The organism is Paenibacillus sp. FSL W8-0919 (genome assembly GCF_038003785.1).
In the GTDB taxonomy this organism is placed as follows: Bacteria; Bacillota; Bacilli; order Paenibacillales; family Paenibacillaceae; genus Paenibacillus_AQ; species Paenibacillus_AQ lactis.
The window spans coordinates 3,816,195-3,841,718 of the sequence record NZ_JBBOPV010000001.1; the positions used below are offsets into that span (position 1 = coordinate 3,816,195).

General features: G+C 51.4%; 23 protein-coding genes. 16 read left to right on the forward strand and 7 right to left on the reverse strand.

The window, feature by feature from the left end:
* The first annotated feature begins 117 nt into the window (after nucleotides 1–117).
* The 3 genes from NST44_RS17440 to NST44_RS17450 all read left to right on the forward strand — a co-directional run bounded on the left by NST44_RS17440 (nucleotide 118) and on the right by NST44_RS17450 (nucleotide 2,991).
* Nucleotides 118–1,140, forward strand: a complete 1,023-nt coding sequence (locus NST44_RS17440) for a UDP-N-acetylmuramate dehydrogenase (protein WP_210095064.1) — start codon at nucleotides 118–120, stop codon at nucleotides 1,138–1,140.
* A 125-nt stretch (nucleotides 1,141–1,265) separates the two neighbouring features.
* Nucleotides 1,266–2,195, forward strand: a complete 930-nt coding sequence (locus tag NST44_RS17445) for a manganese-dependent inorganic pyrophosphatase (RefSeq protein ID WP_028406260.1) — start codon at nucleotides 1,266–1,268, stop codon at nucleotides 2,193–2,195.
* Between the two features lie 280 nt (nucleotides 2,196–2,475).
* Entirely contained in the window at nucleotides 2,476–2,991 is a 516-nt protein-coding gene (locus tag NST44_RS17450) for a hypothetical protein (RefSeq protein WP_040738154.1), read from the forward strand.
* An 84-nt stretch (nucleotides 2,992–3,075) separates the two neighbouring features.
* Here the strand turns inward: NST44_RS17450 and NST44_RS17455 are convergent, their stop codons facing one another.
* Both NST44_RS17455 and NST44_RS17460 read right to left on the reverse strand, forming a co-directional pair.
* Nucleotides 3,076–4,104 carry an LCP family protein gene (locus NST44_RS17455; RefSeq protein WP_210095063.1) on the reverse strand — a complete coding sequence of 343 codons (1,029 nt, stop codon included), beginning with the start codon at nucleotides 4,102–4,104 and terminating at the stop codon, nucleotides 3,076–3,078.
* Between the two features lie 293 nt (nucleotides 4,105–4,397).
* Nucleotides 4,398–5,147: a hypothetical protein gene (locus NST44_RS17460; protein WP_007128536.1), complete on the reverse strand. Its 750-nt coding sequence runs from the start codon at nucleotides 5,145–5,147 to the stop codon at nucleotides 4,398–4,400.
* Between the two features lie 281 nt (nucleotides 5,148–5,428).
* Here NST44_RS17460 and NST44_RS17465 point away from each other — a divergent pair, with 281 nt between their 5' ends.
* The 7 genes from NST44_RS17465 (at nucleotide 5,429) to NST44_RS17495 (ending at nucleotide 11,364) form a co-directional block, all read left to right on the forward strand.
* A complete protein-coding gene (locus NST44_RS17465; protein WP_007128535.1) occupies nucleotides 5,429–6,196 on the forward strand; it encodes an amino acid ABC transporter substrate-binding protein in 768 nt (255 codons plus the stop codon).
* Nucleotides 6,197–6,340: 144 nt separating this feature from the next.
* Nucleotides 6,341–7,000 (forward strand): amino acid ABC transporter permease, encoded by a 660-nt coding sequence (locus tag NST44_RS17470; protein ID WP_007128534.1) that lies wholly within the window; start codon nucleotides 6,341–6,343, stop codon nucleotides 6,998–7,000.
* A 14-nt stretch (nucleotides 7,001–7,014) separates the two neighbouring features.
* Nucleotides 7,015–7,761: an amino acid ABC transporter ATP-binding protein gene (locus NST44_RS17475; RefSeq protein WP_007128533.1), complete on the forward strand. Its 747-nt coding sequence runs from the start codon at nucleotides 7,015–7,017 to the stop codon at nucleotides 7,759–7,761.
* 204 nt (nucleotides 7,762–7,965) lie between these two features.
* The gene (locus NST44_RS17480) at nucleotides 7,966–9,459 is read left to right on the forward strand and encodes an alpha-N-arabinofuranosidase (RefSeq protein WP_007128532.1); all 1,494 of its coding nucleotides are present in this window, start codon (nucleotides 7,966–7,968) and stop codon (nucleotides 9,457–9,459) included.
* A 5-nt stretch (nucleotides 9,460–9,464) separates the two neighbouring features.
* Nucleotides 9,465–9,740, forward strand: a complete 276-nt coding sequence (locus NST44_RS17485; RefSeq protein ID WP_007128531.1) for a DUF6171 family protein — start codon at nucleotides 9,465–9,467, stop codon at nucleotides 9,738–9,740.
* A gap of 167 nt (nucleotides 9,741–9,907) precedes the next feature.
* Nucleotides 9,908–11,143, forward strand: a complete 1,236-nt coding sequence (locus tag NST44_RS17490; RefSeq protein ID WP_007128530.1) for an MFS transporter — start codon at nucleotides 9,908–9,910, stop codon at nucleotides 11,141–11,143.
* A gap of 20 nt (nucleotides 11,144–11,163) precedes the next feature.
* The gene (locus NST44_RS17495; RefSeq protein ID WP_210095062.1) at nucleotides 11,164–11,364 is read left to right on the forward strand and encodes a hypothetical protein; all 201 of its coding nucleotides are present in this window, start codon (nucleotides 11,164–11,166) and stop codon (nucleotides 11,362–11,364) included.
* Here the strand turns inward: NST44_RS17495 and NST44_RS17500 are convergent.
* Both NST44_RS17500 and NST44_RS17505 read right to left on the reverse strand, forming a co-directional pair.
* Nucleotides 11,361–11,747 carry a DoxX family protein gene (locus NST44_RS17500; RefSeq protein ID WP_007128529.1) on the reverse strand — a complete coding sequence of 129 codons (387 nt, stop codon included), beginning with the start codon at nucleotides 11,745–11,747 and terminating at the stop codon, nucleotides 11,361–11,363. The two genes, NST44_RS17495 and NST44_RS17500, sit on opposite strands and share 4 nt — an antisense overlap.
* A 321-nt stretch (nucleotides 11,748–12,068) precedes the next feature.
* Nucleotides 12,069–12,983, reverse strand: a complete 915-nt coding sequence (locus NST44_RS17505) for an AraC family transcriptional regulator (protein WP_007128528.1) — start codon at nucleotides 12,981–12,983, stop codon at nucleotides 12,069–12,071.
* A 192-nt stretch (nucleotides 12,984–13,175) separates the two neighbouring features.
* Here NST44_RS17505 and NST44_RS17510 point away from each other — a divergent pair, with 192 nt between their 5' ends.
* Nucleotides 13,176–14,939 (forward strand): glycoside hydrolase family 35 protein, encoded by a 1,764-nt coding sequence (locus NST44_RS17510; RefSeq protein WP_007128527.1) that lies wholly within the window; start codon nucleotides 13,176–13,178, stop codon nucleotides 14,937–14,939.
* A 138-nt stretch (nucleotides 14,940–15,077) separates the two neighbouring features.
* On the opposite strand, the gene NST44_RS17515 is transcribed toward NST44_RS17510, so the two are convergent.
* Entirely contained in the window at nucleotides 15,078–16,331 is a 1,254-nt protein-coding gene (locus tag NST44_RS17515; RefSeq protein ID WP_028407261.1) for an MFS transporter, read from the reverse strand.
* 315 nt (nucleotides 16,332–16,646) lie between these two features.
* On the opposite strand from NST44_RS17515, the gene NST44_RS17520 reads away from it, so the two are divergent.
* The 4 genes from NST44_RS17520 (at nucleotide 16,647) to NST44_RS17535 (ending at nucleotide 20,935) form a co-directional block, all read left to right on the forward strand.
* Complete coding sequence (locus NST44_RS17520) at nucleotides 16,647–17,693, forward strand: LacI family DNA-binding transcriptional regulator (RefSeq protein WP_040738151.1); 1,047 nt, start codon at nucleotides 16,647–16,649, stop codon at nucleotides 17,691–17,693.
* A 24-nt stretch (nucleotides 17,694–17,717) separates the two neighbouring features.
* Nucleotides 17,718–18,878, forward strand: coding sequence for a Gfo/Idh/MocA family protein (locus NST44_RS17525; protein ID WP_007128524.1), 1,161 nt, complete (start codon nucleotides 17,718–17,720; stop codon nucleotides 18,876–18,878).
* Between the two features lie 195 nt (nucleotides 18,879–19,073).
* Nucleotides 19,074–19,805 carry a ThuA domain-containing protein gene (locus NST44_RS17530; RefSeq protein ID WP_007128523.1) on the forward strand — a complete coding sequence of 244 codons (732 nt, stop codon included), beginning with the start codon at nucleotides 19,074–19,076 and terminating at the stop codon, nucleotides 19,803–19,805.
* Nucleotides 19,806–19,828: 23 nt separating this feature from the next.
* Nucleotides 19,829–20,935, forward strand: coding sequence for a Gfo/Idh/MocA family protein (locus tag NST44_RS17535; RefSeq protein WP_007128522.1), 1,107 nt, complete (start codon nucleotides 19,829–19,831; stop codon nucleotides 20,933–20,935).
* Nucleotides 20,936–21,192: 257 nt separating this feature from the next.
* Here the strand turns inward: NST44_RS17535 and NST44_RS17540 are convergent, their stop codons facing one another.
* Both NST44_RS17540 and NST44_RS17545 read right to left on the reverse strand, forming a co-directional pair.
* Nucleotides 21,193–21,852 (reverse strand): pentapeptide repeat-containing protein, encoded by a 660-nt coding sequence (locus NST44_RS17540; protein ID WP_007128521.1) that lies wholly within the window; start codon nucleotides 21,850–21,852, stop codon nucleotides 21,193–21,195.
* Nucleotides 21,853–21,979: 127 nt separating this feature from the next.
* On the reverse strand, nucleotides 21,980–23,824 hold the full coding sequence (locus NST44_RS17545) for a DUF2334 domain-containing protein (RefSeq protein ID WP_007128520.1): 1,845 nt from the start codon (nucleotides 23,822–23,824) through the stop codon (nucleotides 21,980–21,982).
* 180 nt (nucleotides 23,825–24,004) lie between these two features.
* Between NST44_RS17545 and NST44_RS17550 the strand changes: the two genes are divergently transcribed.
* Complete coding sequence (locus NST44_RS17550; RefSeq protein ID WP_007128519.1) at nucleotides 24,005–24,184, forward strand: small acid-soluble spore protein H; 180 nt, start codon at nucleotides 24,005–24,007, stop codon at nucleotides 24,182–24,184.
* Nucleotides 24,185–25,524: the final 1,340 nt, after the last annotated feature.

Consider the following 25,524-nt stretch of genomic DNA (forward strand, 5'->3'; position numbering starts at 1 on the left):
CATGCTTGTGACCCCTCCGATTGACACCAACCGACGAGTTGCATCATAATTATGTAGCATCCCCACAGGCAGGCGATTATCCGCTGTGTGAAAGTGAAATGATAGGGAGTGTCTAAGATGACTTTACATAAATCTGCAATTGATCGATTGTGCAAGCGCCATGTTCCGTTATCCGATTATTCAACTTACGGGGTCGGCGGCTTGGCGAATTATTTGGCTATGCCGGAGACTTCAGCAGATCTTGCGGAGCTGCTGCAGGATTGCAAGCGGCTCGGAATGCCGTGGTATATATTCGGCATGGGCTCCAACATCCTGTTTCCGGACGAACCGAATAAGGACATGGTGTATATTTCCTTGAAGCGGCTTGTCGAGCTGGCGGTCAGGGATGACAAATGGTATGTGGCGTCTGGAACGCCGATGTCGCTCTTGTCGCTTATGGGCTTGATTGGCGGGGGCGATTCGCTGGACTTTACGTTCCTGCTGCCGGGCTGCGTCGGGGCAGGCATCTATATGAACGCTAAGTATAATGCCAGCCAAGTATGCGACATTCTTGATACGGTTTATTATATCGACACGATGGATCCGGGGCTCAGCGTCCGTTCAATCCCGGCTTCGGAATGCCAATTCGCTTACAAACAGTCGATATTCCAGCACCATCCATGGATTATTATCGGGGCAGATCTGAACACGCCGGTCAGCTCCGAGGAGCAGATCAGCTCTACCGCGCTGCTGTTGCAGGAGTGGAAGACGAGAGGAAGTCACCCATCCTCGTTGCCGTCGTTCTTCTCCTTCTTCCTTGGCGAGGTTCATGCGCTCGCGGGAAGAGGCATACCGACCCCGCAGTCGATGCTCGACATTATCAAGTACCGGACAAGTAAACGGCATTTCGATTACCCTTCCTGCGGCTCCGTATTTAAAAATAACTATGATTATGGAGTTGCCATCGGCTCCTTGGTGGATCAGCTGAATTTGAAGGGGACGGAATACGGCGGGGCGATCATTTCCCCGCATCACGGCAATATGATCCTGAATCAGAATCATGCCAAAGCGACGGATATATTATATTTGATGAATGTCATTACAGAGGCGATTCATCAACGGTTCGGTTTTATTCCAGAGCCTGAGATTGTCTTGGTGTAAAAGGGACCATTCAAAAATTCTCTGTAAAGTCATTGGAATAAGGAGCATTTAACGCTATAATCAGATAGGTGACATCTGTTTATGGATTTAAACGGTTAATCTAGGATGTGAAAGGGGAATAACCTATGGCTAAAACATTGATCTTTGGACACAAAAATCCGGATACGGATACGATTTGCTCGGCAATCGCTTATGCCGATTTGAAGAAACAGCTCGGACTCGACGCTGAACCGGTACGTCTCGGCGAAGTGAACGGAGAGACCGCTTATGCGTTGAAATACTTCAACGTCGAAGCACCGCGTCTGGTAGAGACCGTTGCGAATGAGGCTCAGGACGTCATTCTTGTCGATCATAATGAACGCCAGCAAAGCGCTAGCGACATCGAACAAGTTCGGGTGGTTGAAGTTATCGACCATCATCGGATCGCCAATTTTGAGACAAGCCAGCCGCTGTACTACCGCGCTGAGCCTGTCGGCTGCACCGCTACGATCCTGAACAAGATCTACAAAGAGAAGGGCATTGCAGTCCGTAAGGAAATCGCAGGGCTGATGCTGTCCGCCATTATATCCGATTCGTTGCTGTTCAAATCTCCAACCTGCACAGAGGAAGATGTTGCTGCTGCCCGCGAGCTCGCGGAGATTGCAGGCGTCGATGCGGAAAGCTACGGACTCGACATGCTGAAGGCCGGTGCCGATCTGAGCGACAAAACGATCGAGCAGCTTATTTCCCTTGACGCGAAGGAATTCAGCATGGGCGCAGCGAAGGTTGAAATCGCCCAAGTGAATGCGGTTGACACAAACGACGTTCTGTCCCGTCAAGCAGAGCTTGAAGAGGCCATTCAAGGGATTATCGCTAAGAAAAACCTGGATCTGTTCGTGTTCGTTGTTACAGACATTCTGAATAACGACTCGATTGCGCTCGCGCTTGGCAAGGATGCCAAGGCGGTTGAAAGAGCCTACAATGTGTCGCTTTCGGATAATAAAGCGCTGCTCAAGGGCGTTGTATCCCGTAAATCGCAAATTGTTCCCGTGCTTACCGAAGCTTTCAATCAATAATACTTATGTTAAGGCCTGTCCCTGCTGAACCATTGGTTCGGCAGACAGGCTTTTTTTGTTGCGGACAGCGCGGCGGATGTGCATTCACCGTCATTGAAATGCGAAGGTTGAGATATTGTAATGAATTTACACCGCTTTGACATCCTTTTTGGCGCGATGCTCCGTATAATCGTAGTATGAATCATAAATAGAGGATTGTTTCAATCTCACGGAATTCGGGTAATATACGGTGAGAAAACGATCTTTCACACTTAGTAATGTTGAGGGAGCGATGAGAAGTATGAAGAAGACGGCTTGGAGATTGGGAGCGTTGATGCTGCTTGGTTTGTTCATGATCCATTCGGTTGGCGTAGCCTCGAGCAACAATTATGAGCCGGTTCCGAAAGCTTCGAATCAGGAGGCTGCCTATATCAATGCGCTTGAGGTGAAAGACGGACAGGTCTATCTGGAAATCGATCCGATTGAATGGTACGAAGGCGAGGAAGCAAACGCGATCTTCCGAGAGCGGGAGCAAGACCCGGAAATGACCGAAGCCCCGGACGGCTATTATATTGTTAATGATACGGAAGAGCGGATTACATTGCCCGTAGCGGGAAACGCTGAGGTTCGCCTGCAGCTGTATGATCATACCGGACGGTATGAGGATGCCCAGGTCGTGTGGAATCAGCAGGTCAGCCTCGACAAGTTCACCGATATCTATCGAAAAGACGATATTGTGGATATGAAATGGTTCCCGTTCCACATCACGGTGGAAGACGGCGAGGTCGTGAAGATCATCCAGCAATATGTGCCGTAACTTGGGCCTTGAAGGCCCAAGAAGGCTTTATGAGTACATCCGGCTCGTCCTGGGATCAGATCAGCGCTGCACTGAACCTTTTGCCTAGTCCATATCTTGAGGGTGAATAAGGTCTTGTTTATTAATATCGCTATTTAACCAATTTGAGATAAGCTTTTGAGTGTATTCTAAATCTTCTGCATCAAGGTCATAGTACCAGGTGGTTCCTCTCGTTTTTCCCCGGCCTTGTAACATGTGGTTCTCAAAATCAGGCGGCGTATCATTTAAATAAACAGTTTCAGCCAATTTCAGGATCAGATCAGGGTCCATGTTAGTGGTGAAATTGGACCCCGCAATATCGATTAATTCAGGAACTTTAGCGACGTTCTTGAAATCTAAAATTTTGTTCGTAACGGCTCTAATAAATATTCGCTGCCGCTCGGTACGTTTAAAATCGGAGTCCTCTCGGTAACGAACGTAACTTAAAGCATCAAGACCGTCATACATCGGTTGGTTAGGCTCTATCCTTAATTTTTCATGCTTCGGGTTCTTATTTTCAATTACTTTGGTTATCGGAAGCTTTACACCTCCAATTGCGTCCACAATGTCTATAACTCCTTTAAAATTCACTGTAGCGTAATAATCGACTCGGTTCTTGAGTAAGGACGCAACTGTGTCCATACTCATTTTTTCTCCGCCATGAGCATACGCAGAGTTGATTTTTGATTTTACATCCCTGCCTATTATTTCAGTATATGAATCCCGGGGGATCGAGACTAATAGGATTTTGTTATCTTTAGGTCGAATTACGGAATATATGATCGTATCTGATCTGCTGGGCTCTTGATCACGCTGATCAATCCCCATTAGGAGCAAGGAAAAGGGTTTACCTTCATAGGCGTGAGTATTTCTAATCTCGTACCCAAACGGTTTGTAGGAATTGTCTAACGTTTCTTTGATATCTTTTTTGAGCAGTGTATTAAAGGCAAGCAACGATAATTCTTTTCTGAACAGATATCCAGCGCCGACAAGCAGGATGAGTATGATGAGCGATATCCCGATCCGTTTCTTGATATTGATTCTGCTGCGGCCCTTAAGCCTCCTCCTTGACACCGTTCTAGGTTCCAGTTCCATATAACGTTACAACTCCTCAATAAATAGTTTTGAAAATGAAAATGGTTAACGGATGCCGAGTAGAAGTTGATCCCGTGAAGAAGGGGTCGAAGGGTTTGCCAATATATCATTCGATCGATTTGAGAGAAGTAAATCTCGGCATTATATCCCTATTCTAGTTTAATTTCCAGAAAAATCAACAAACTTCTTGGTAGATTTGCAATGCTGTCTCTCAATGACAAGAAGTGCCGCTGCATGCATAGCGACACTTCTTTGTTATATTATTTGTTTTTGACTCGGATCGCCGGCATGGACTAAGAGTCCTTGCGGCCTGGATGTGCGGGCGGCGCCAGCTTTCCATTAACGACATCGCTGACGAACTGCGGAAGCTTCGCCTTATGCTCCGAATATTCTTCCTTGGAAATTTTCCCTTCCGACAGTTTTCGGTCAAGACGCTTTGTAAATGCCTGAACCTGCTGATCGATCACGGACTGCACGGCTACTCCTTGCTCCTTCGCCAGCTGGGCAAGGGTTTTACCGGACCGGAGGGATTCCTTCAATTGGTCATCCGACAGCTTCAGCATTTGGGCAAGCTCATGCTCGGCGGCAATCATTCTTCCTTGGCGATGATGTACCCGCTGCTTCTTCCACCCGCCTTTGGCATCGAGAAGTCTGTCGGCAGCCGCGGAGTAATCAATGGATTTACCGAGCTGCTTCGGGTGTGCCGCTACTTTCTCCTTCAACATCTCGACGAGCTTCGCTTTTATATCCTCTCTGGAAACCCCTTGCTCTTTGGCAATTTCAGCGAGCGAGGAGGTCTTGAGCTTGTCCCGCAGAACCTCTGGCTCTAGCTTGAGATAATCGGAGATGGCTTTGAACATGCGGCCGGGTTTATGCTGACCGTGGCCGTCTTGCGCGGCAGGGCGAGAAGGAGAAGAGGCCTGATTCTCATTACCTGCAGGCTCCTGCGCCCATGTCGTGCCGGGCAGATAAGCGAGTCCCATGACGATGGCGATCGTCATCAAGACAAGTCTTCTGGTGAAATTCAAATATTTACGGTTCATATGGGTTACCGCCTTTCTGGATGTTTGGTGTAACGTTCGTCATTGTTTCCCGTTTTGCTGAGTTCATCATTAAAATAACCTTAATATAGGATGAAAATACATAAATTACATTATTTCGACAATGTTGATGAAGCTTCTGTGAACCTATCGACTCTTTTCTGCTAATATGGTATTATGGTGTCCTGATAACGCACTAAAGCAAAACGCAGAAATTTTCATATTGCACGGATCACCGATATCCTGAATATGGCTGCATGAATTGTCACAAGGGGGATTTATACATGAAAAAATTGGCGTCATTATTGGCAGGATTGGTTATCCTAATGACTGTGATCGGGTGTTCAAGCACAGGCGGCAGCTCGAATGAGCTGGTGATCGGCATCGACGACAAATTTGCTCCGATGGGCTTCCGGGATGAGAACAACGAAATCGTCGGTTTCGATATTGATTATGCGCGTGCCGCTGCAGAGAAGATGGGGATGGAGGTAAAGTTCCAGCCGATCGACTGGAAAGCGAAGGAATCGGAGCTTAGCAGCGGACGGATCGACCTGATCTGGAATGGTTACACGATTACGGATGAGCGCAAGGAGAAGGTTCTGTTTACGAAGCCTTACCTTGAGAACAGCCAGGTAGTGGTTGTGCTTGAAGGTTCAGATATCAGTACCATTAGTGACCTGGCCGGCAAGAATATCGGCCTGCAGTCGCTTTCGTCCGCAGCCGATGCGCTCAGTGCGAATGCTATCCATAGCCAAGTGAAGGACATTTCCGAATTTCCGGACAACGTGCTTGCCTTAAGCGATTTGAAGAATGGCCGGGTGGATGCCGTCGTGATTGACGAAGTCGTTATGAAATACTACATGTCCAAGGAAGAAGGCACCTTCAAGATTTTGGACGAATCTTTGGCGCCTGAACAATATGGCATCGGAGTGAAGAAGGGCAACGAGGAGCTGCTGAACAAGCTGCAGAAGGCTTTGGATGAGCTGAATGCCGATGGAACAGCAGCATCCATATCTGAAAAATGGTTTGGCGAAGACAAGGTACTGAAATAATTTGCAGAACCAAAGGTTACGAACGCAGTCTTTCCATAGCTAATGATCAAGAAACCGGACTTTGACCCAAGGCTCCGGTTTTGTTGACGACATTAATGAAAAACTCTGAATTTGAGTTTTCATAACGGGAGTATAGTGATCAACATGAATTTGGATTATATCATTCAGATCGGCAAGCCGATGCTGGAGGGCGCACAGACAACGATACTGCTGTTCTTCATCGCCATCATTGCATCCATCCCGCTCGGCTTTGCCTTAACATTAATGGCGAGAAGTTCGGTGAAGCCGCTCGCCTGGTTTGCGGGAGTTTATATCTACGTCATGCGGGGCACGCCGCTGCTGCTGCAGATGCTGTTCATCTGCTTCGGCCTGCCTGTGCTGCCGGTCATCGGGGAGTATCTCGTTTTTGATCGTTTTGTTGCGGCATGCTTGGCCTTCGTGCTGAACTATGCCGCCTATTTTGCCGAAATTTTCAGAGGCGGCCTGCTGTCCATAGATAAGGGACAGTATGAAGCCGCACAGGTGCTCGGCCTTAGCAGATGGCAGACGATGGTCAGAGTCATCCTGCCGCAAATGTTCCGCGTGGCTCTGCCGGCCGTATCCAACGAATCCATTACGCTGATTAAAGACACCGCGCTGCTGTATGCGGTGGCGGTACCGGAGCTGCTTCATTTCGCGCATACAGCCGTCAACCGCGACTTTACGATCATGCCGTTCGTGTTAGCCGGCGCCATTTATTTGCTGATGACGCTCGTACTTACGCTGCTGTTCAGATACCTCGAACGACGATTTAAATTTCAATAGAAGGAATGGCTGCTATGGCGATTATTGAAGTATCCCACATGAAGAAATCATTCGGACAGCTGGACGTGCTGAAAGACGTCAGCTTCGATATACAACGGAACGAAGTCGTGGCCGTTATCGGCCCCTCCGGCTCGGGAAAGAGTACAATGCTTCGGAGCCTTGTCCATCTGGAAGAGATCAATGGCGGATCGATCAAGGTCCAGGACCAATATCTGGTGAAGGACGGCGCATATTCCGCTCAAAAACAAATCAAGACGATCACTTCCCGCATGGGGATGGTGTTCCAGCACTTTAATCTGTTTCCGCATCTCACCGTTCAAGAGAATTTGGCGCTCGCACCGAAATACGTGAAGAAGGAATCGAGGGATGAAGTGGCAAGAAGGAGTGCTGCATTGCTGCAAAAGGTCGGCCTTGCGGATAAAGCGGGAGTCTACCCGGCGAACCTGTCCGGGGGGCAGAAACAGCGTGTCGCCATTGCGAGGGCGCTCATGATGAGCCCCGACATCCTGCTGTTCGACGAGCCGACGTCGGCGCTCGATCCCGAACTGACGGGGGAAGTGCTTGAGGTGATCCGGCAATTGGCCAGGGAGAATATGACGATGATTATCGTTACCCATGAGATGGGATTTGCACGGGATGTAGCGGACCGGATCCTCTTCATGGATCACGGACAAGTGATCGAGTCGGGAACGCCGGAGCAAATCTTTTATCATCCGAAAGTCGATCGAACCCGGGAGTTTCTTAACCGGGCGATGCGTTAACCAATATAGACCTGCTGCACTTACAGGACCACATCGTCCTGCAGGTGAAGCAGGTTTATTTTTTGGGCGAAAAATATGTATTTTTAGTGAAAGCGTTTAATTTCCGGGTTGACGAATGGAGAAATGCCCGATATCATTGTTTTAAAGAAATATGAATTGATTCATATAAATATTTATAAAAGTACAGCGAGGAGCGAGTAACCAATGAGTCATGTTATTACGATTAACGCCGATGTGTCGCATGGAACGATTAACCGCAATATTTACGGGCATTTCTCCGAGCACTTGGGACGCTGCATTTATGAAGGGATCTGGGTCGGCGAAGATTCGAAGATTCCTAACACGGAAGGAATCCGAAATGATGTATTGGAAGCTCTGAAGAAGCTCAAGATTCCGGTACTGCGTTGGCCGGGCGGCTGCTTCGCGGATGAATATCATTGGAAGGACGGCATCGGACCGCTGGAGAACCGCAAGCGGATGATCAATACGCACTGGGGCGGCGTGGTCGAGAATAATCATTTCGGTACCCATGAGTTTATGCGGCTGTGCGAGCTGCTGGAATGCGAACCATACATATCGGGCAACGTCGGAAGCGGCACGGTTCAGGAAATGTCGGAATGGGTCGAGTATATGACGTTCGACGGGGTGTCTCCGATGGCTGAATGGCGTAAGGAGAATGGCCGGGAGAAGCCTTGGAAGCTCAAATATTTCGGCGTGGGCAACGAGAACTGGGGATGCGGCGGCAATATGCGTCCGGAATATTATGCGGACCTGTATCGCCAGTACCAGACCTATGTCCGGAATTACGGTGAGAATAAGGTGTACAAGATCGCCTGCGGCCCGAACGTGGACGATTACCGCTGGATGGAGACGGTCATGAGGGAAGCCCATCCGTTTATGAATGCGATCAGCCTCCATTATTACACGATTCCGGGCGAATTCTGGACAGGCAAGGGCCCTGCGACCGGATTTACGGAGCAGGAATGGTTTACGACCATGAAAAAGGCGCTCCATATGGATGAGTTGATTACGAGACATTCCGCGATTATGGATCAATATGATCCGAACAAGCGGATCGGTTTGATCGTCGATGAATGGGGAACCTGGTATGATGTGGAGCCTGGAACGAATCCCGGCTTCCTGTATCAGCAAAACACGATTCGGGACGCTCTCGTTGCCGGCTTGACGCTGAACATCTTCCATGAGCATAATGACCGTGTCGTCATGGCGAATATCGCCCAGATCGTCAACGTGCTTCAGTCCGTCATCTTGACGGAAGGAGAGAAAATGCTGCTGACGCCGACTTACCATGTGTTCAATATGTATAAGGTGCATCAAGACGCGGAACGTCTGGATGCCCACATCAGCGGCTCCGAATATGAAATGGACGGCGAAAAGATTCCGCAAGTCTCCGTCTCTGCATCCAAGGATGCCGAAGGGAAAATCCATGTCAGCCTGTGTAATGTAAGCCATGATTCGCAGGCGGATGTGTCTGTTGCCCTCCGCGGTCTTGGCGGACCGATCTCCAAAATCAAGGCAGAGCAGCTGGCCGCAGATTCGCTGGACGCCCATAACACCTTTGAGGAACCGGACGCGCTTACGCCGTCGACCTTCAGCGCTTATGAGGTGGAGGAAGGCGTCCTCCACGCGAAGCTGGCTCCGATGTCGGTGACCGTCTTCGAAATTACGGCGGGGTAATCCGCATGGCGGATAACCGATGCAAGGGCTGCCGCGACGATTATGTCGTCGACAGCAAACAGATTGAGCGTGTGCTGGCGTCCCCGATGTTCCGCTCGGACCGCTGCGTCTCCGACAGCGAGTATGAAACTCGCCTGCATGCCTGCATGTCATGCCCGAAGCTGCAAGGCGGCACCACATGCCTGGTATGCGGCTGTATCGTGCAGATCACGGCAAAGCTGAAGGAGAAGCGTTGTCCATATCCCGGAGAAGACCGATGGTCGGCTGAGGCCGTATCTTGACGCTTCCCGGTACATTAGCCTGCTTCCCGTGTATTAAACACGGGAAGCAGGTTTTTTTAATGGAGGATTTCCTCGTCACAAGGGACCCGAGGTTTACAAATTCTGACGGCCGATGATATGATTTTAAGATACATATTGAGACTTAGGGCTTAGGAATGGAGGCTGCAATGAATAGAGGAATCTTCGCCTGTTACTGGACCGCTCATTCCGGCACTTCGCTGGCTGATGTGGTATATATCATGGTGATCACTACCTATATGTACCAGGAATCGGGCTCTGCATTCATCGCCGCGCTGTTTCCGCTGCTCAATGCAGCAGCCAAATTCGTGGCGGGATTCACGGTGCCGCTTCTTATGGAAAGGTACCCGTTTGCCAAGCTTCTCACTAGGCTGCAGCTTGTAAAAGCGTTGCTCGTTACCGCGCTTGTGGTGTTTTTTCCATACATCGCTCCGCACGTTTATCTGCTGTGCATCTTGATCCTGCTGATCGCCTGCGCTCACGGCTGGGGGACTCCGCTCCTGCAGTCGATCGTGCCGCGAATCGTGCCGTCGGACCGGCTTGTAAAGGCGAACAGCTCCCTGTCGGTGACGGAGCAATCGCTGCAAATTGCGGGCTACACCTTCACAGGCTTCCTGGTGACCCAGATCGGGCATCAACCGACGTTAATCATTACGGCCATCCTGATCTGGGTATCGGTGATCAGCCTGCTGCTTGTCGCACGGGTAATGCCAGGTGACGATTCGGGCCCGCGGCGTGTGAAGCCGAATCGTAAGGCGATTCTTGAGGGGTGGTCGTATTTATGGCGTATCCCGACGCTTCGCATCGTAACAATCATGGATATGATTGAAGGCGTTGCCGGAACGATCTGGGTCGGTGCCATTACCTTGGTTTACGTGAAGGAAGTGCTGCATCAAGGAGAAGCATGGTGGGGCTTTATTAATGCAAGCTATTATGCGGGCGCGATTCTGGGCGGTCTGCTGACGGTTCTGTTCTCATCGTTTATCCAGAAGCATTTGATCGCTTGTATGGCTGCAGGCTCCGCCGAGTTCAGCCTGCTGACGCTGTGGTACGGGCTGAACAGCATTCCGATGGTTGCACTCGTGCTGTGTATCGGAATGGGACCGGCGTATCAGCTGAGGGACGTTGCACAGCAAACGGCTTTCCAGACGAGCATCGAGCCATCCATGCTGCCGAAGGTATACGCATCGCGCGGCATTCTGCTTTCAACGATTACGAGCATTTCAATCGCCGTCATCGGTCTGATTGCGGATACGCTCGGCATTCGGATGGTCTACATCATCGGTGCCGCTTGTATTGCGGTTTCGGCGGGACTGTCCTTCGTCATCGTAAGCTTGCAAAAGAAGCAGACCCAAGCGGTGGACTCAAGCGGGAGAACGGCTTAGCAAGAAGATTGAAGTTTATTTTGGCGCTGTGGAAATCCATTATCAAGAACAAGAAAGCTGCACCTGATATCCGGACAAACCGGAAGATCGGTGCAGCTTTCTTAATGTTGATTTCCTATCATGAGGGGCACGATGGCCGGAGTATGCTTGGAATGCTGTCGCTGCCGATCATCGGGCAATCGGCCGTTGGCTGCTCGGTTGAAACGCCGGCTTACACCTAGCGCTTCTTGGTAAATAATGAATCGACGGATAGCAGGCTGCTGCCGCTCAGCGCAAGATGGGCCGCCATGGCAAGAAGCGCAATGTCGAGCTCGTAGCCGTTCAGGAATCCCATCCCGAGCTTGGCCTGTACGATGGCAACAATCAGCACGATTCCTAGAACAACGGAAGCGATGCGGGTGGCGAAGCCCAGAATGAGAGCAATTCCGCCGACGATTTCGATTATGGCGACAACCGAAGCCATGAATGCCGGAATGCCAAGGCTCTCGAAGAAGCCCTCGATATTGCCGATGCCACTCCCGAATTTATCCAGCCCATGGGCCAAGAAGATAATCCCTAGGACAACCCTTATGATCAAAGTGCCTGCAGAAGCATAGCTTTTCATTTTGAGTCGTTCACTCCTTTTTTTAGATGTTTTAACCGTGACTATGACGGCGTCAAACCCTAGTAATGTTATTAGCTAACTTTTCGTATAGGAATAACAATACGTTGTATCATACAGACTCATCTATTCATTGTCAAGTAACTAACTAAAAATCACTTAAAGGAGAAATGTTCAGCTTGAAGCGGCTCAAATCCAGAGTTTTTGGCTTGCTTGATTTGGAAGACACATCCTAATAACGAATAGCCGCTCTGCCCGTGAAGCGTCATGAAGGGACGGTACCGCGCTGCCGATCTCCCGGGTAATGCGGGGGCAGTGTCAATGTTAGGTACGGGGCTTATAATCGGTCGGCGATTGTCCGGTCCAGCGGCGAAACTGTCTCGAGAAATGGCTTGCTGAACGGAAACCGAGCTTGTCGGCGATGGCATAGACCGGCAGGTTAGTCGTTACCAGGAGTTCCTTAGCCAGGTTGAGCTTCTGCCTGCTGACATACTGCCTTGGGGACATACCATAAATCTTGGTGAACTGCTTGCTGCACTGGCTGCGGCTCAGATTAAGCTCCCGAGCAACGCGGCTGACCGAAGCATCCCCGGATAATCCCGACAGCAGCTTCTCTTCGATGGCATGTGCTACATCGGCCGTCATCGCTGATGCTGGGCGAGGAGCCGCCGATGAAGGGGCTTGGGAAGGAAGCGCAGGACCCAGCACGGGGGAATTTAGAAGCATAAGCACCTCATGTATGATCAGCAGGGTGTAGGATTGCAGAAGCAGCCGCTCTTCGAACGAAAGCTCGTGCTGGAGCTGACCGGTCTGGTCGGAGATCCCTTCCTTGATGTTCAGACTCCGCGGGATAATTCCCTCCAGCTTTTTTACATATTCGCCGAGCTTGGTCCGTTCTCCCACGGATCTCGGAAAATGGCGGAACGGCGCAGAGGACAATCTGCTCCGAATGTCGGTATCGTCCAGATCAAAATGTACATTGAAATAACCGTACGGCCTGCTCGAACGGTTCGAAGATTGATGACGCACCCCCGATTTGATCAGCAGCCATTCGCCTTCCCGCAGCGTGAAGCGATCCCGGTGGATTTCCTGTTCAACCTCGCCCTCCATGCAATAGAGAAGCTCGAACAGATGGTGATGATGTCTCGGATAGTGCCACCCCGGCGGTTGATGATCGAAATGGCAGCCTGTTACCTGCAAGGTATTGATCATATTGGGGAATCGGAATTTAATATCCATGGGAACCGGGACTCCTTTATCGAATGAATCAGCGTATCGTGTAATCTATCATATCATATGGATAGGCGGATCCATGCGAGAAAATGGCACAAATGGTATAGAAGATGCTCCATTTGGAGATTGAGTGAGCCGTTCTTTTCATAGATGATACGTATGTAGAATCATGTATTGGAAAACGGAGGGGATGTTTCCATGACACAATTGAAAGCGGTTAACCAGCAGTTTGTTCTTGGCGAGGAAGCGATTCAAATCTTATCGGGCGCGATTCATTACTTCCGTGTTGTGCCTGAATATTGGGAGGATCGGCTGCTGAAGCTGAAAGCATGCGGCTTGAATACGGTCGAGACTTATATACCATGGAATTGGCATGAGCCGGATGAAGGAAGGTTCAATTTCTCCGGCATGGCGGATATCGAAGCCTTCATCACGCTTGCGGGGAAGCTGGGGCTGCACGTTATCGTCAGACCGAGCCCCTACATCTGCGCAGAGTGGGAATTCGGCGGGCTGCCGGCATGGCTGCTGCAGGATCCGCATATGCAGCTTCGCTGCTTGGATCCGAAGTTCCTGAAGAAGGTCGATGCCTATTATGACGAGTTAATCCCGCGTCTGGTGCCGCTCTTGTCCACGAACGGCGGACCGATCATTGCCGTCCAAATCGAGAATGAATACGGCAGCTATGGCAATGATACGGCATACTTGCAATATCTTCAGGAGGCATTGATCGCAAGGGGCGTGGATGTGCTGCTGTTCACTTCGGACGGTCCAACTGACGGCATGCTGCAGGGAGGAACCGTTCCGGGTGTAACGGCCACCGTCAATTTCGGTTCCAGGCCCTCCGAAGCGTTCGCCAAGCTGCGGGAGTACCGGTCCGAAGATCCGCTGATGTGCATGGAGTATTGGAACGGCTGGTTTGATCATTGGATGAAGCCGCACCATACGCGTGATTCGGAGGACGCAGCGTCGGTGTTTGCCGAAATGCTGGCCCTTGGGGCATCCGTTAATTTTTACATGTTCCATGGCGGGACGAATTTCGGATTTTACAATGGCGCGAATTATCATGACAAATACGAGCCGACCATTACAAGCTATGATTATGATGCGCCTCTATCGGAGTGCGGCGATGTTACAACGAAGTATGAGGCGGTCCGGCAGGTGATTGCAAAGCACCAAGGTGTGGAGCTCGGGGACTTGCCGGCGCTGCCTGATCCGGTGCGGAAGAAGGCATACGGGACGGTCAGCATGACTTCCTATGCCGATCTGCTTGAGAATTTGCCGGTATTGGCCTCCAGCGAGAAGCACCGAACACCGGTGCCGATGGAGCTGCTTGGTCAAAACTACGGTTTTATCGTATACTCCACAAAAATTTCCGGTCCGCGGCAAGGCGAATCCCTGCATCTGCAAGAAGTGCATGACCGAGCCCAGGTGTTTCTCGATGGCGTATACCAGGGGACCGTGGAACGCTGGAATAATGCGCCTATTTCTTTGGACATTCCAGCAGCAGGCGCCAAGCTGGACATCGTTGTGGAGAACATGGGGCGCGTCAATTATGGTCCCCGCTTGAAGGATTACAAAGGGATTACCGAAGGCGTGCGGATGAATAACCAATTTCTGTACGATTGGAGCATTTCCTGCCTGCCGATGGATCATCTGGAGGCAGTGCCGTTCGGGCCGTTGCCGGCGCCTAATGCAGGGCGGAAGGACCGTCCGGCATTTTATAAGGGAGAATTCCATGTGGAAGATCGGATGGACACGTTCGTTCGACTGGACGGCTGGGTGAAGGGCGTCGTCTGGATCAATGGGTTCAATCTTGGGCGATACTGGGAGCAAGGACCTCAAGCGACGCTTTACCTGCCCGGTCCGCTGCTGAAGAAGGGAAGCAATGAAATCATCGTATTCGAGCTGCATCACACGGATAAGGCAAGCATCGAACTGGTCGACAAGCCGGATTTGGGCTAATACGAGCGGAAATGGCAGCAGGAGCTTACGCGTAATGCCATGAAACGGTCAATCGAAAAAAAGAGGATGTCCCCTGGTGGACGTCCTCTTTCTTGTGTGCGCCCGGCATGGGGCGATAACTCGGCGGTGAAAGCCTGTTTAAACCAGCTGCTTACGGTTCTTCAAGTATCGGTACAGCACAATGCCGAACAGCGAGCATATCAGGGCGCATAAGCCGATAAAACCGTAACCGGCCTGAAGACCCCGCAGCAGCCCCAGTTCGGTTCCGCTGCCGTACAATTGTTTGAAGCCGCTCGTGATGGCTCCGATGGCGTAGTTGCCGATTACGCTGCCGATGCCCATCATCGTGACCGTGAAGGTAATCGCCGTATCGCTCTCCTTCGGGTATCGCTTGGCAATCAGGGCCATCACCGTCGGATAAATCGGAGCGATGCCGATTCCTGCCGCTGCGAATAGAAAGGCATAGGATTCCCCGCCGAAAATGGCGATAAAGGTGCAGATGCCCGTGAATCCCGAGAGGATGATAATCGACAAGGTGAATCCGATCCGGTCCGTAATCGGCCCTAGCAGCAGGCGCGCCGCGGAGAAGCACAGGAAAAATGCGGATAGCATGCCGGCTGCCGCAGCCGGATCCCAGTTGTACGATTTTTCAAGAAAATTAACGAGCCAGCCGCCGACTGCCATTTCCGATACGACGCCGAAGGACAGGATGATGACGATCAGCCACAGCGCCCGATCCTTGATTAACTGCTTCAGAGGCGTCCGCTCGGATTCAGGATGATCGTCGCCCGGAAATTTGCTCATCAGCGCAGGGATCATCGGCAGTACGGAGAGCATCAGCATCGCCAAATACATGCCCCGCCAATCAATGGTGTAGCCGAGAACGGTGACGGTCATCAATCCCGAGGCGAGCATCGGAGCGACGGTAGAGCTGATGCCATAGAAAAAATGCGACAGGTTCATCATCGTTCCCGTATTCCGGACGAATATTCTTGCAGCCAGAATGGCGAGGCCAATCTCCAGCATCCCGTTCCCGATGTACATCAGGAAGTACGAAGCAGTGAACATCGGGTAGCTGTGGGACAGGAAGATGAAAATGCCTGAGACCGCCATCGAACCAAAGGCAAGCATGCTCACCCATTTGATGCCGATCTTGCGGGTCAGGATGGCCGTAAATGAGCAGGCGATCAAATAACCGAGCGCATTGAGCGACAGCAAGGTGCCGATCTGCATTTCATCCAGCCGAAAATCCAGCTGAATCCGGGGAATGGCCGGTCCTTTAATATTTTCCGAAATTCCAAAAATGATAAAGCCGAGGAAGATCGTTGCCAAATGGAGAATGTAGCTTTTTTTCTGCGGGTTGCTTACGGTTGTTTGCAGTTGAGTGTTCATTCGTAATCCCCTATCCTTTATGTTCATATGTTAGCTAAATAGCATGATTGGCGTCACCCCGACATCTTCCCAAGTAATAATCGTGCAGCTTTCTCTTTCATATTGAGTTGGGGTTCTGCGTCCAGCCCGTCCATTATACAACATTTGGACAAACATCCGGCCGAGCTTAAAAAGAAAGAACTCATAAAGTTTATAACGTCAATGCCGGATATACAACTGAAACAAGAAGAAATCAGGAACAATAGGCCATGTATCTGTTGACATCGGCTGGACTCCATGAGAAAATGTACGCGCGTACATAAAATTGCAGGAGGCATGGTGATTATCGCTAGTCGTAAGGAAGTCGCACAGCTTGCCGGTGTATCGGAAGCCACCGTATCCCGGGTATTAAACGGGGTTGGTCCGATCCGGGAGGAGACCCGGCAGCGGGTGATGGAAGCCGCAGAACGGCTCGGATATACCCCGAACGCGCTGGCCCAAAGCTTTGCGCGCCGCCGGAGCGGCAACCTCGGCGTTGTCATGCCGTATCTGCCGAAAGCACGGATCTTCTCCGCGTATTATTTCTCGGAAATTTTAAGCGGCATTGGCAGTAAAGCGCTGGAGGGCAAATATGATTTATTGATGCTGTTTCGCGAACCGGGCGGCACCATGGACTATTTGAATTTGTTCCGGACTCAGAAGGTCGACGCCTGCATCATCCTTGGAGCCAAGGACGAGGAGGGCGAACGAGCGGCTATCCGGCAGCTGAGCGAAGGAAGACACCCCTATTGCTTGATTAATCAGCACTTTGAAGGGGAGAGCTTTCACGTGATGGACGCCGATCATGTGGAGGGCAGCTACGAAGCCGTGAAACATCTTATTGAGCAGGGCTTTCGGAGGATCGCCTTTCTCAACGGCCCTCCGGAATATTCCAACAGCCGGGATCGTATGTCCGGGTACTGCCGGGCATTGGAAGAGGCGGGAATCGAGCTTGATGAATCGCTGCTGTTCGAAGGTAACTTCAGCCGGAAAAGCGGATTTGCAGCAGCGGAGAAGGTTGCTGCCCGTTTGAAGGGCATCGACGCCGTATTTGCGGCGAATGACCGGATGGCGATCGGGCTTCAGCAGGGCCTGCGCTCGATGGGTGTCCCGGAGGAGGAGATGCCAGCCTTCGTCGGCTATGATGATTCGGATGCCGCCGAGCTCGGAGCCCCGCCGTTAACGAGTGTAAGGGTTCCCTTCTATGAACTGGGCTGCTTGGCCGCTGAGCATGTTCTCGGCATGCTGGAGCAAACGCCGTCTTCCGCTGTGAGCCGTATCCCGCTTCACCGGAAACTGCCTACCCGTCTGGTTATCCGTGCTTCATCGTTGAAACGAAAGTAATGAATAACAAAGGAGGAATGAACAATGAATCAACTGCGAGTCGGAATGATTGGCTACAAATTTATGGGCAAGGCGCACAGCAACGCGTACCGGAGCCTTCCGATGTTTTTCCCGAATGCCCTGAAGCCGGAAATGAAGGCGATCTGCGGCCGCAATGCTTCGGCGGTTCAGGAGGCGGCGGATCAGCTTGGATGGAATGAAAGCATTACCGATTGGCGCGAGCTGATCCAGCGGGAGGACATCGATCTGATTGATATCAATGCTCCTAGCGATGCCCATAAAGAAATTGCGATTGCGGCTGCGAAGGCCGGCAAGCATATTTTCTGCGAAAAGCCCCTGGCGTTAACGCTCGCCGACGCAAGAGAAATGCTTCAGGCAGCCGAGGACGCAGGCGTCCGGCACATGGTCGGGTTCAACTACCGGTTCTCGCCGGCGGTCCGGCTTGCGAAGAAGCTGGTTGACAGCGGCAGACTCGGACAAATCTATCATTTCCGCGCATGGTTTCTGCAGGACTGGATCATGGATCCGCAGTTCCCGCTCGTATGGCGGCTGCAGAAGGAAGTGGCCGGCTCAGGCTCCCATGGCGATCTCGGCGCCCATCTGATCGACCTGGCTCATTATCTGGTCGGCGACATGCAGGAGGTTATTGGGATGAGCGAGACCTTCATCAAGGAGCGTCCGATTGCCAGCGAGATGACGGGGCTGAGCGCCAAAGGCAGCGGGGATGGGCCTAAAGGCAAGGTGACGGTGGACGACGCTACGTTGTTCCTGACCCGGTTTGAGAACGGCGCCCTTGGCAGCTTCGAGGCCACGCGTTTTGCTGCAGGCCATCGCAGTACGAACGCCTTCGAAATCAACGGAAGCCTGGGCAGCGTCAAATTCGATTTTGAACGGATGAACGAGCTGGAGGTTTATTTCACATCCGACGAGGAGGATGTACAGGGCTTCCGGCGGGTGCTTGCAACGGACCCTGTCCATGATTATATGGAGGCTTGGTGGCCGCCGGGGCATACGATCGGTTTCGAGCATACCTTCATCCATGAAGTCCTGGAGCTGTCCCAAGCGATTGCGGAAGGCAGACAGCCTGTCCCTAGCTTTGAGGACGGCGTGAAGTGCCAAGCTGTTCTGGAAGCCGTGGATAAGTCCATTGAAGAACGCCGGTGGGTGTCACTGTCGGAGATGTAAGCAAGACCATACAGAAGAATTCGGTGACTCGCGAAAGCGTGTGGTGTAATTGAGATTGCGATGTTAGAGGTATCATTGTGACGGCAGCCGGTGGAAGCGGATGCGCGAGAGCGTGAGAGCGTTAGCCGAACGAAGACTTTGAACCGGACGTTATCGAGCTTTTATTATACAGATCATATAAAGGAAGTGCGGAGTATGAAAAAGGCATTAATCGTATGGGGCGGATGGGATGGCCATGAGCCGGAGCAGGTGGCAGGCATCTTCGCCGGACTGCTGCGCGAGGCGAAGTTTGACGTTGAGGTTTCAGATACCTTGGATGCGTTCAACGACGGAGAGAAGCTGAAAGAATTGGATCTGATCGTCCCGGTATGGACGATGGGCGACATATCCAAGGAGCAGGTTGCGAATGTATCCGAAGCGGTGCAAGGAGGAACCGGCATCGCCGGATGCCACGGCGGAATGTGCGACTCGTTCCGTAACAATGTCGATTGGCAGTTTATGACCGGCGGCCAGTGGGTCGCGCACCCCGGCAACGACGGCGTTGAATATCTGGTAGAAATCAAGCAAAGCTCCAGCCCGCTGGTTGAAGGCATTCAGGACTTCACGGTGGTATCCGAACAATACTATCTGCATGTCGATCCGGCGGTTGAAGTGCTGGCGACGACCCGTTTTCCGGTCGTATCCGGACCGCATGTGCTGAACAAGGCTGTTGACATGCCGGTTGTCTGGACCAAGCGATGGGGATACGGTCGCGTGTACTACAACTCCTTGGGACATCATGCGGATATCGTGGATATGCCGCAGGTCAAGGAATTGATGCGCAGGGGCCTGCTATGGGCGGCTGAAGGCAAGACCTTGTACGGCGGCGGCGATCTCAAGCTGTTCAACGGCGAGCAAGGGTATACCGGGATGGGAGACAGCCAGTAGGCTGCACAAAAGGAGACGAAGTCATGAACAAGGTTAAAGCAGGGATCATTGGCTGCGGAAAAATCAGCGGCATCTATATGGAAAACTGTCAAAAATTCGATATTCTGGAGCTGAAGGCATGCTCGGATATTGACCGTTCCCGCGCAGAGGAGCAGGCTGCCCATTACGGCATCCCCCACGTATACACGACGGAAGAGCTGTTGGCCGACCCCGAAATCGAAATTGTCATCAATCTCACCATTCCGGCGCTGCATGCCAAGATAACGCTCGATGCGCTGCAAGCCGGGAAGCATGTATACGTGGAAAAGCCCTTGGCCGTCACCCGGGAGGAAGGGCTGGTCGTGCTGGAGACTGCGAGAGAGAAGGGGCTGCTGGTCGGCTGTGCCCCGGAGACCTTCCTCGGAGCGGGGATCCAGACGGCATTAAAGCTCGTCAGGGACGGCAAGATCGGCACGCCGATCGCGGCTACGGCATTTATGATGAGCCGGGGACACGAATTTTGGCATCCGGACCCTGAATTTTATTATGCCGCAGGCGGAGGACCGATGTTTGATATGGGACCATACTATTTGACGGCGCTTGTTCAGCTCCTCGGCCCGATTCGCAGCGTCAGCGGCATGACTGGCAAAGCATTGACCGAGCGGACTATTACGAGCGAGAAGAAGTATGGGCAGAAGATTCAGGTGGACATTCCGACGCATGTGGCCGGACTGCTCCGGTTCGATAACGGCGCCATCGGGACGCTCATTACCAGCTTTGACGTGTTCGGCGGCAGCACGCTTCCGAATATCGAAATTTACGGCACCCAAGGAACAATGCTTGTACCGGACCCGAATACGTTCGGCGGTTCCGTGAAATACCGCTTGACCGGAGAAAGCGAATGGACCGAGGAGCCGCTTCTGCCGGGTTACGATCAGAACACAAGAGGCATCGGACCTGCGGACATGGCGTACGCCATCCGAAACGGACGATCCCACCGCGCAAGCGGCGAATTGGCTTATCACGTGCTGGAAGCCATGTGGGCATTCCATGATTCCTCCGATTCGGGCAAGCAGTACGAGATGAAGAGCACTTGCGAAATGCCGGCGCCGCTTCCGCTCGATCTGCCGTTATACACGTTGGATCAATAGAAGCGAATTTTATAAGCGTAATTTAGTATTTTGAATCATGATGAATAATGCTTAAACAAGGGGCTCCTCTGGCGAAGGTCTGATGACACTTCGCAAGGGGCCCTTTTTCGGCCTAGAACTAAAGTGACTCCCAGAACTTGACTCCCACGTTACTCCCGCGGTTCATGAAGACTTTGTGCTTGGTAAAGCAGCTCGGTGATCTCCGTTTTATGAATCTGCTAAAGTCCTCTAAGCTTCGTGAAGCTGTGTACCGGAATCTATTCCTTGACGACAAGGCCGAAGATTCTGGTAAACAAAATAGCCTGCGCAGGGGATATGATGCAGCCCTGAAGGTCCTCCAGCGTAACGCCTAAATTATGGAAATCCGTCCGGCTCAGATCGATACCGGCAAGCTTCGTCCCGGAGAACTGCGTCTTATCGATCTGGCATTCGGCAAATTCCACCTTCGAAAGCTCCGAATGATAAAAATCCGATTGGATCAGCGTCGTCGACTGAAAGGATACGCCCTTCATATTGGCAAATCGAAAGGTGGCATAATCGCCTGCGCACTGCTCGAACCGGACGTTTCGAATGGTGGCTGCCGCCAGATCGATGCCTATCAGCTTACAATGATGGAACTCTACGCGATGCAGGATGGCTTCGCTGAAATCGACGTTGGATAGATCGCATTGCCGAAATACGATATCGGTGAGCTCGGCGTGCCGAAGCGAAGCCCGTTCGAAGGCCACACTATCAAACGTCATTCGATCGAATAGCACTTTATGTGCCGTAATATCGGAGAGCGTCTCGTCCTTGCAGGAGAACTGCTGGAAAGATGCTTCGTCATCAATCCCTGCATCGGACAGTCGGATTGGCTCAAGCTGTCTCGGGAGTTTGGGCTTGATAATCTTTAAGGGTGGCGCTTCTGCATGGGACATGGTACTTCCTCCACATAAGGTATTAGAGCCAAAGGTTGATGAAATCCATGACGGCTTCTATGAAAGTCTCGATCTATGGAATGTGATGAAGTTAAAATTCCTTTGGCAAATGCAGTATACCATGTCCTTAAATTCTTGTCCGGTCCAGCGTGTTGATCGCAACATCGAGGATTCCGCCAGACTGATCCGGAGACCAGGCGAGCAAGCTCGCCCGGCCGGAGCCGGCAAGATCCAAAGTCAGCGGGAGGATTTCCTTCCCCGGAAGCCATGGCCCAAACCGACTAGCCTCCGGTCCGAATGTTTTTCCGCTGCTGTACATAATGTACCAATATCCCTGGACCCGATCCATGAGCAACAGGTCATCACACCCGTCCCCATCCATATCCGTTACACGAAACGACGTGATGCTGTCGAGCTGGGATGCATCCGTTCTAAACCAAACTCCCTCATAGTTGAAGCGACCTCCTTGGCTAACCCAAACCTCGAAGATTCCGCTGGATGGATGCCACAGGACGAGGTCATCCAGCCCGTCGCCGTTTACGTCGCCGATGTCTAGAGTCGGGGTTGTTCCGGGATCATATTGGATCCGCTCCGTTTGAAGCAAAGGTTGTCTAAAACCGTGCAGGTCCGAAAAGGCAAGAGCGACTAGGCCTGAGGCACGGTTCCATAACAGCAAATCGTCCCGTCCATTTCCGTTAAAGTCGCCGGTGTGTGCATCCCAATCCGCATAATCCGGCGAATGAAGCCATACTCCAGATGGATGCATGCCGCCTTCGGCCGTACCGAGTGCTACATGACATTGCCCGAGCTGAGAATACCACACAGTAATATCATCGATGCCGTCACCGTTGAAATCCCCCACCATTTCCTTGCCGCCGGCACGATCGGGCCAGCCAGCCAGAATAGGCCGCATGCTGCAGAGGCCATTATCGATTTTAATCAAGCTGTTGGCGTTTAGCGAAGCACGGTACCAAGTGTCGGAATCAAGCTTGCGGATAAGCAATGCCGCTTCTTGGCGGGCTTGTGAGCCGGGACGGCCTGCAATCGCATGGACCCGGTCGCCGTTACTCCAAGGAAGACTGCTCTCCCTGAAGTCCGGGATAAAGGGCATGAAGGAGGTTACAGAGACAAATGTGCGGCCAGTGCTCTTGATCGCGCTTATAATTCTTTTTAACGGGGAGGACGGATCATATTGAGCGGTGCCGTCTACTTGAAGCTCTATATAAGGAAACTCTAGATAGGGATGGTAAAAGAATGAAGCCAGCTCGGTTAGCCGAAGCTCCCGCACCGTTTGCTGGATCCGCCGGACATCCCCCTCGATGTTGTCACCCGCCACATAGTATAGCGGGGTGGGCACGTAATAGGTTCCGTTACTCAAGCTATGTCCAGATGGGCTGAAAAGGGCTGCGGCATTTAGGCTTGGTGCATGAGGAGGAGTTTCGTACATCAGTCCACAGCAGCTTTCAAGAATTCGCCGCTGCGCCGGAGAAACTGTATAATGCGGCGTTTCGAACCAGACCGCAGTAAGCCCGGCCTGCTCCATTAAGCTCCGGGCGAGCTTCAAACGCCGGTAAGCATAGGATCGGGTCAGTTCACGGCGTGAGCTGGCGGCGAAAGGGGCATCGTCCGGAGGGCAGTCCTGCAAGCAGCCGTCATAGGCGAATTCGAACCCGTCCCCGGTGGTGGCATTCGCATATTGGTGGGTATATCCATGTACTCCGAATGATGCGCCAAAATGCACCATTTTATGAAGGAGACGGAGGAAACGGACGGATACGGGGTCGTCAGGATCGGTCAACGACCTGTCGATCCCTCGGGCCGGGTCGATATACCGAGGAATGACGGCAAGATGGAACGGTATGGATTGGGTGTGAAGCTCGTTTGCAATCACGAGCAGCTTGGCTTGCTGTTCTTCCGCTTCGTACCATCCGCCGGGGCTGATGTCCTCAAGCCGGACTAATGCTTTTGACATGGAGCAGACTCCTTTGTTTTAAAGTGAGTTCATCTTAAATATATGTATGCAGCACATGGGCTGGCGCCATTGGTCCCTTATAACGGAGAATGCTACGGGAATGCTGTAGATAACTTTGAGAATAATCAAGGAGAATTGAAGAATACTAAGTATTGCCAATCTTGATATGGAGGTACAAGCATGAATATACACCGTGCCCAGGAAATTGCCGCTTCGCCGGTCATGGCGAATGTGCTGCTCAACGGAACCCCGATCTATATCCAGCATGTGGACGAGGATCGTGAGACCGCCCGCGTATTCCCGCTCGATCAGCCGGAGAATGAGCAGGAGGTTCCGTTGGATCTGTTGATCGAGCAATAGCTGTGAGGCTTCGCAACCAGGAGAGCAGCAGCGTTTTCAAGCGCGAAGTTTATAAATTATCAGGACTGCATACTCGATGGAGGAGCTGCCTCGTTAAAGAAATGCAGCAACCAAAAAGATGTCGGTGCCCGGACTTGACTACCGTGCACCGACATTTTTATGTTATCCACGATTGCTGACTGTCACGCAGATAGCTGGGATACCACATAAATGTCGATATACGCAGACAGCTATGATCTGCACGATATCTGTGATTGCATAAAAACTCGTAACTTTTATCGTTACTTTGTAACACAAAAAAATACTTTGTAACTCAATAATATACTTGTAACACAAAAAAATACTTGTAACTCAATAATATACTTGTACATATAAAAGATTCTTTACTTATACGATTCTGTAACTAGAACATTCTCAGTGACTCATAGTGATTCATACCGTATAGATTCACAAACTTATAAAGCTACCTATTGCTATAGAGGTCTATAACTCAAAATGGATTTCTGTAACTCAAAAAAAGATACCTGCAATTTCAAAATAGTACCGTAACTCAAAACAGATACCTGTGATTTCAAAATAGCACCGTAACTCAAAGCAGTTACCTGTGATTTCAATATAGTATCGTAACTCAAACCTGATCACCGTAAATCGAAAACCGTGATTGGAATAGAGCCTTTGTAACTTAAGTAGTCTGTGACTGACTCATACCTGAGATGGAGATAGTACCGTATACATGAAACGCTTTGTAAAATAGGTTGGGGATCCCTACAGACTATGAATCTTTTTGAAGACTCGACAATAGAAGAATTGAGAGATGTAACGGTTTACTATAGAATGTTCTGAAAAGAAAGAACAGGAATGATGGCAGTCATTCGAGAATGTTCCTTTAGGGACTTGTCCGGGCAAAGGGAGCTCCAAGAGCCGAGCAAGTCCCAAAAAGGGACTTGTGCTGGCCAAAAAGAGCTCCAGGAGCGGAGCAAGTCCCCAAAAGGGACTTGTGCGGACCAAAAGGAGCTCCAGGAGCGGAGCAAGTCCCAAAAAAGGACTTGTCCTGGCCAAAGGGAGCTCCAAGCGCCGAGCAAGTCCCCGAAAGGGACTTGTGTGAGCTAAAATGAGCTCCAGGAGCGGAGCAAGTCTCCAAAAGGGACTTAGTGCGGGCCAAAAGGAGCTCAAGCGCGGAGCAAGTCCCCAAAAGGGACTTAGTGCGGGCCAAAAGGAGCTCCAGGAGCGGAGCAAGTCCCTAAAAGGGACTTGTGTGAGCCAAAGGGAGCTCCAAGCGCGGAGCAAGTCCCTAAAAGGGACTTGTGCGAGCCAAAAGGAGCTCCAAGCGCGGAGCAAGT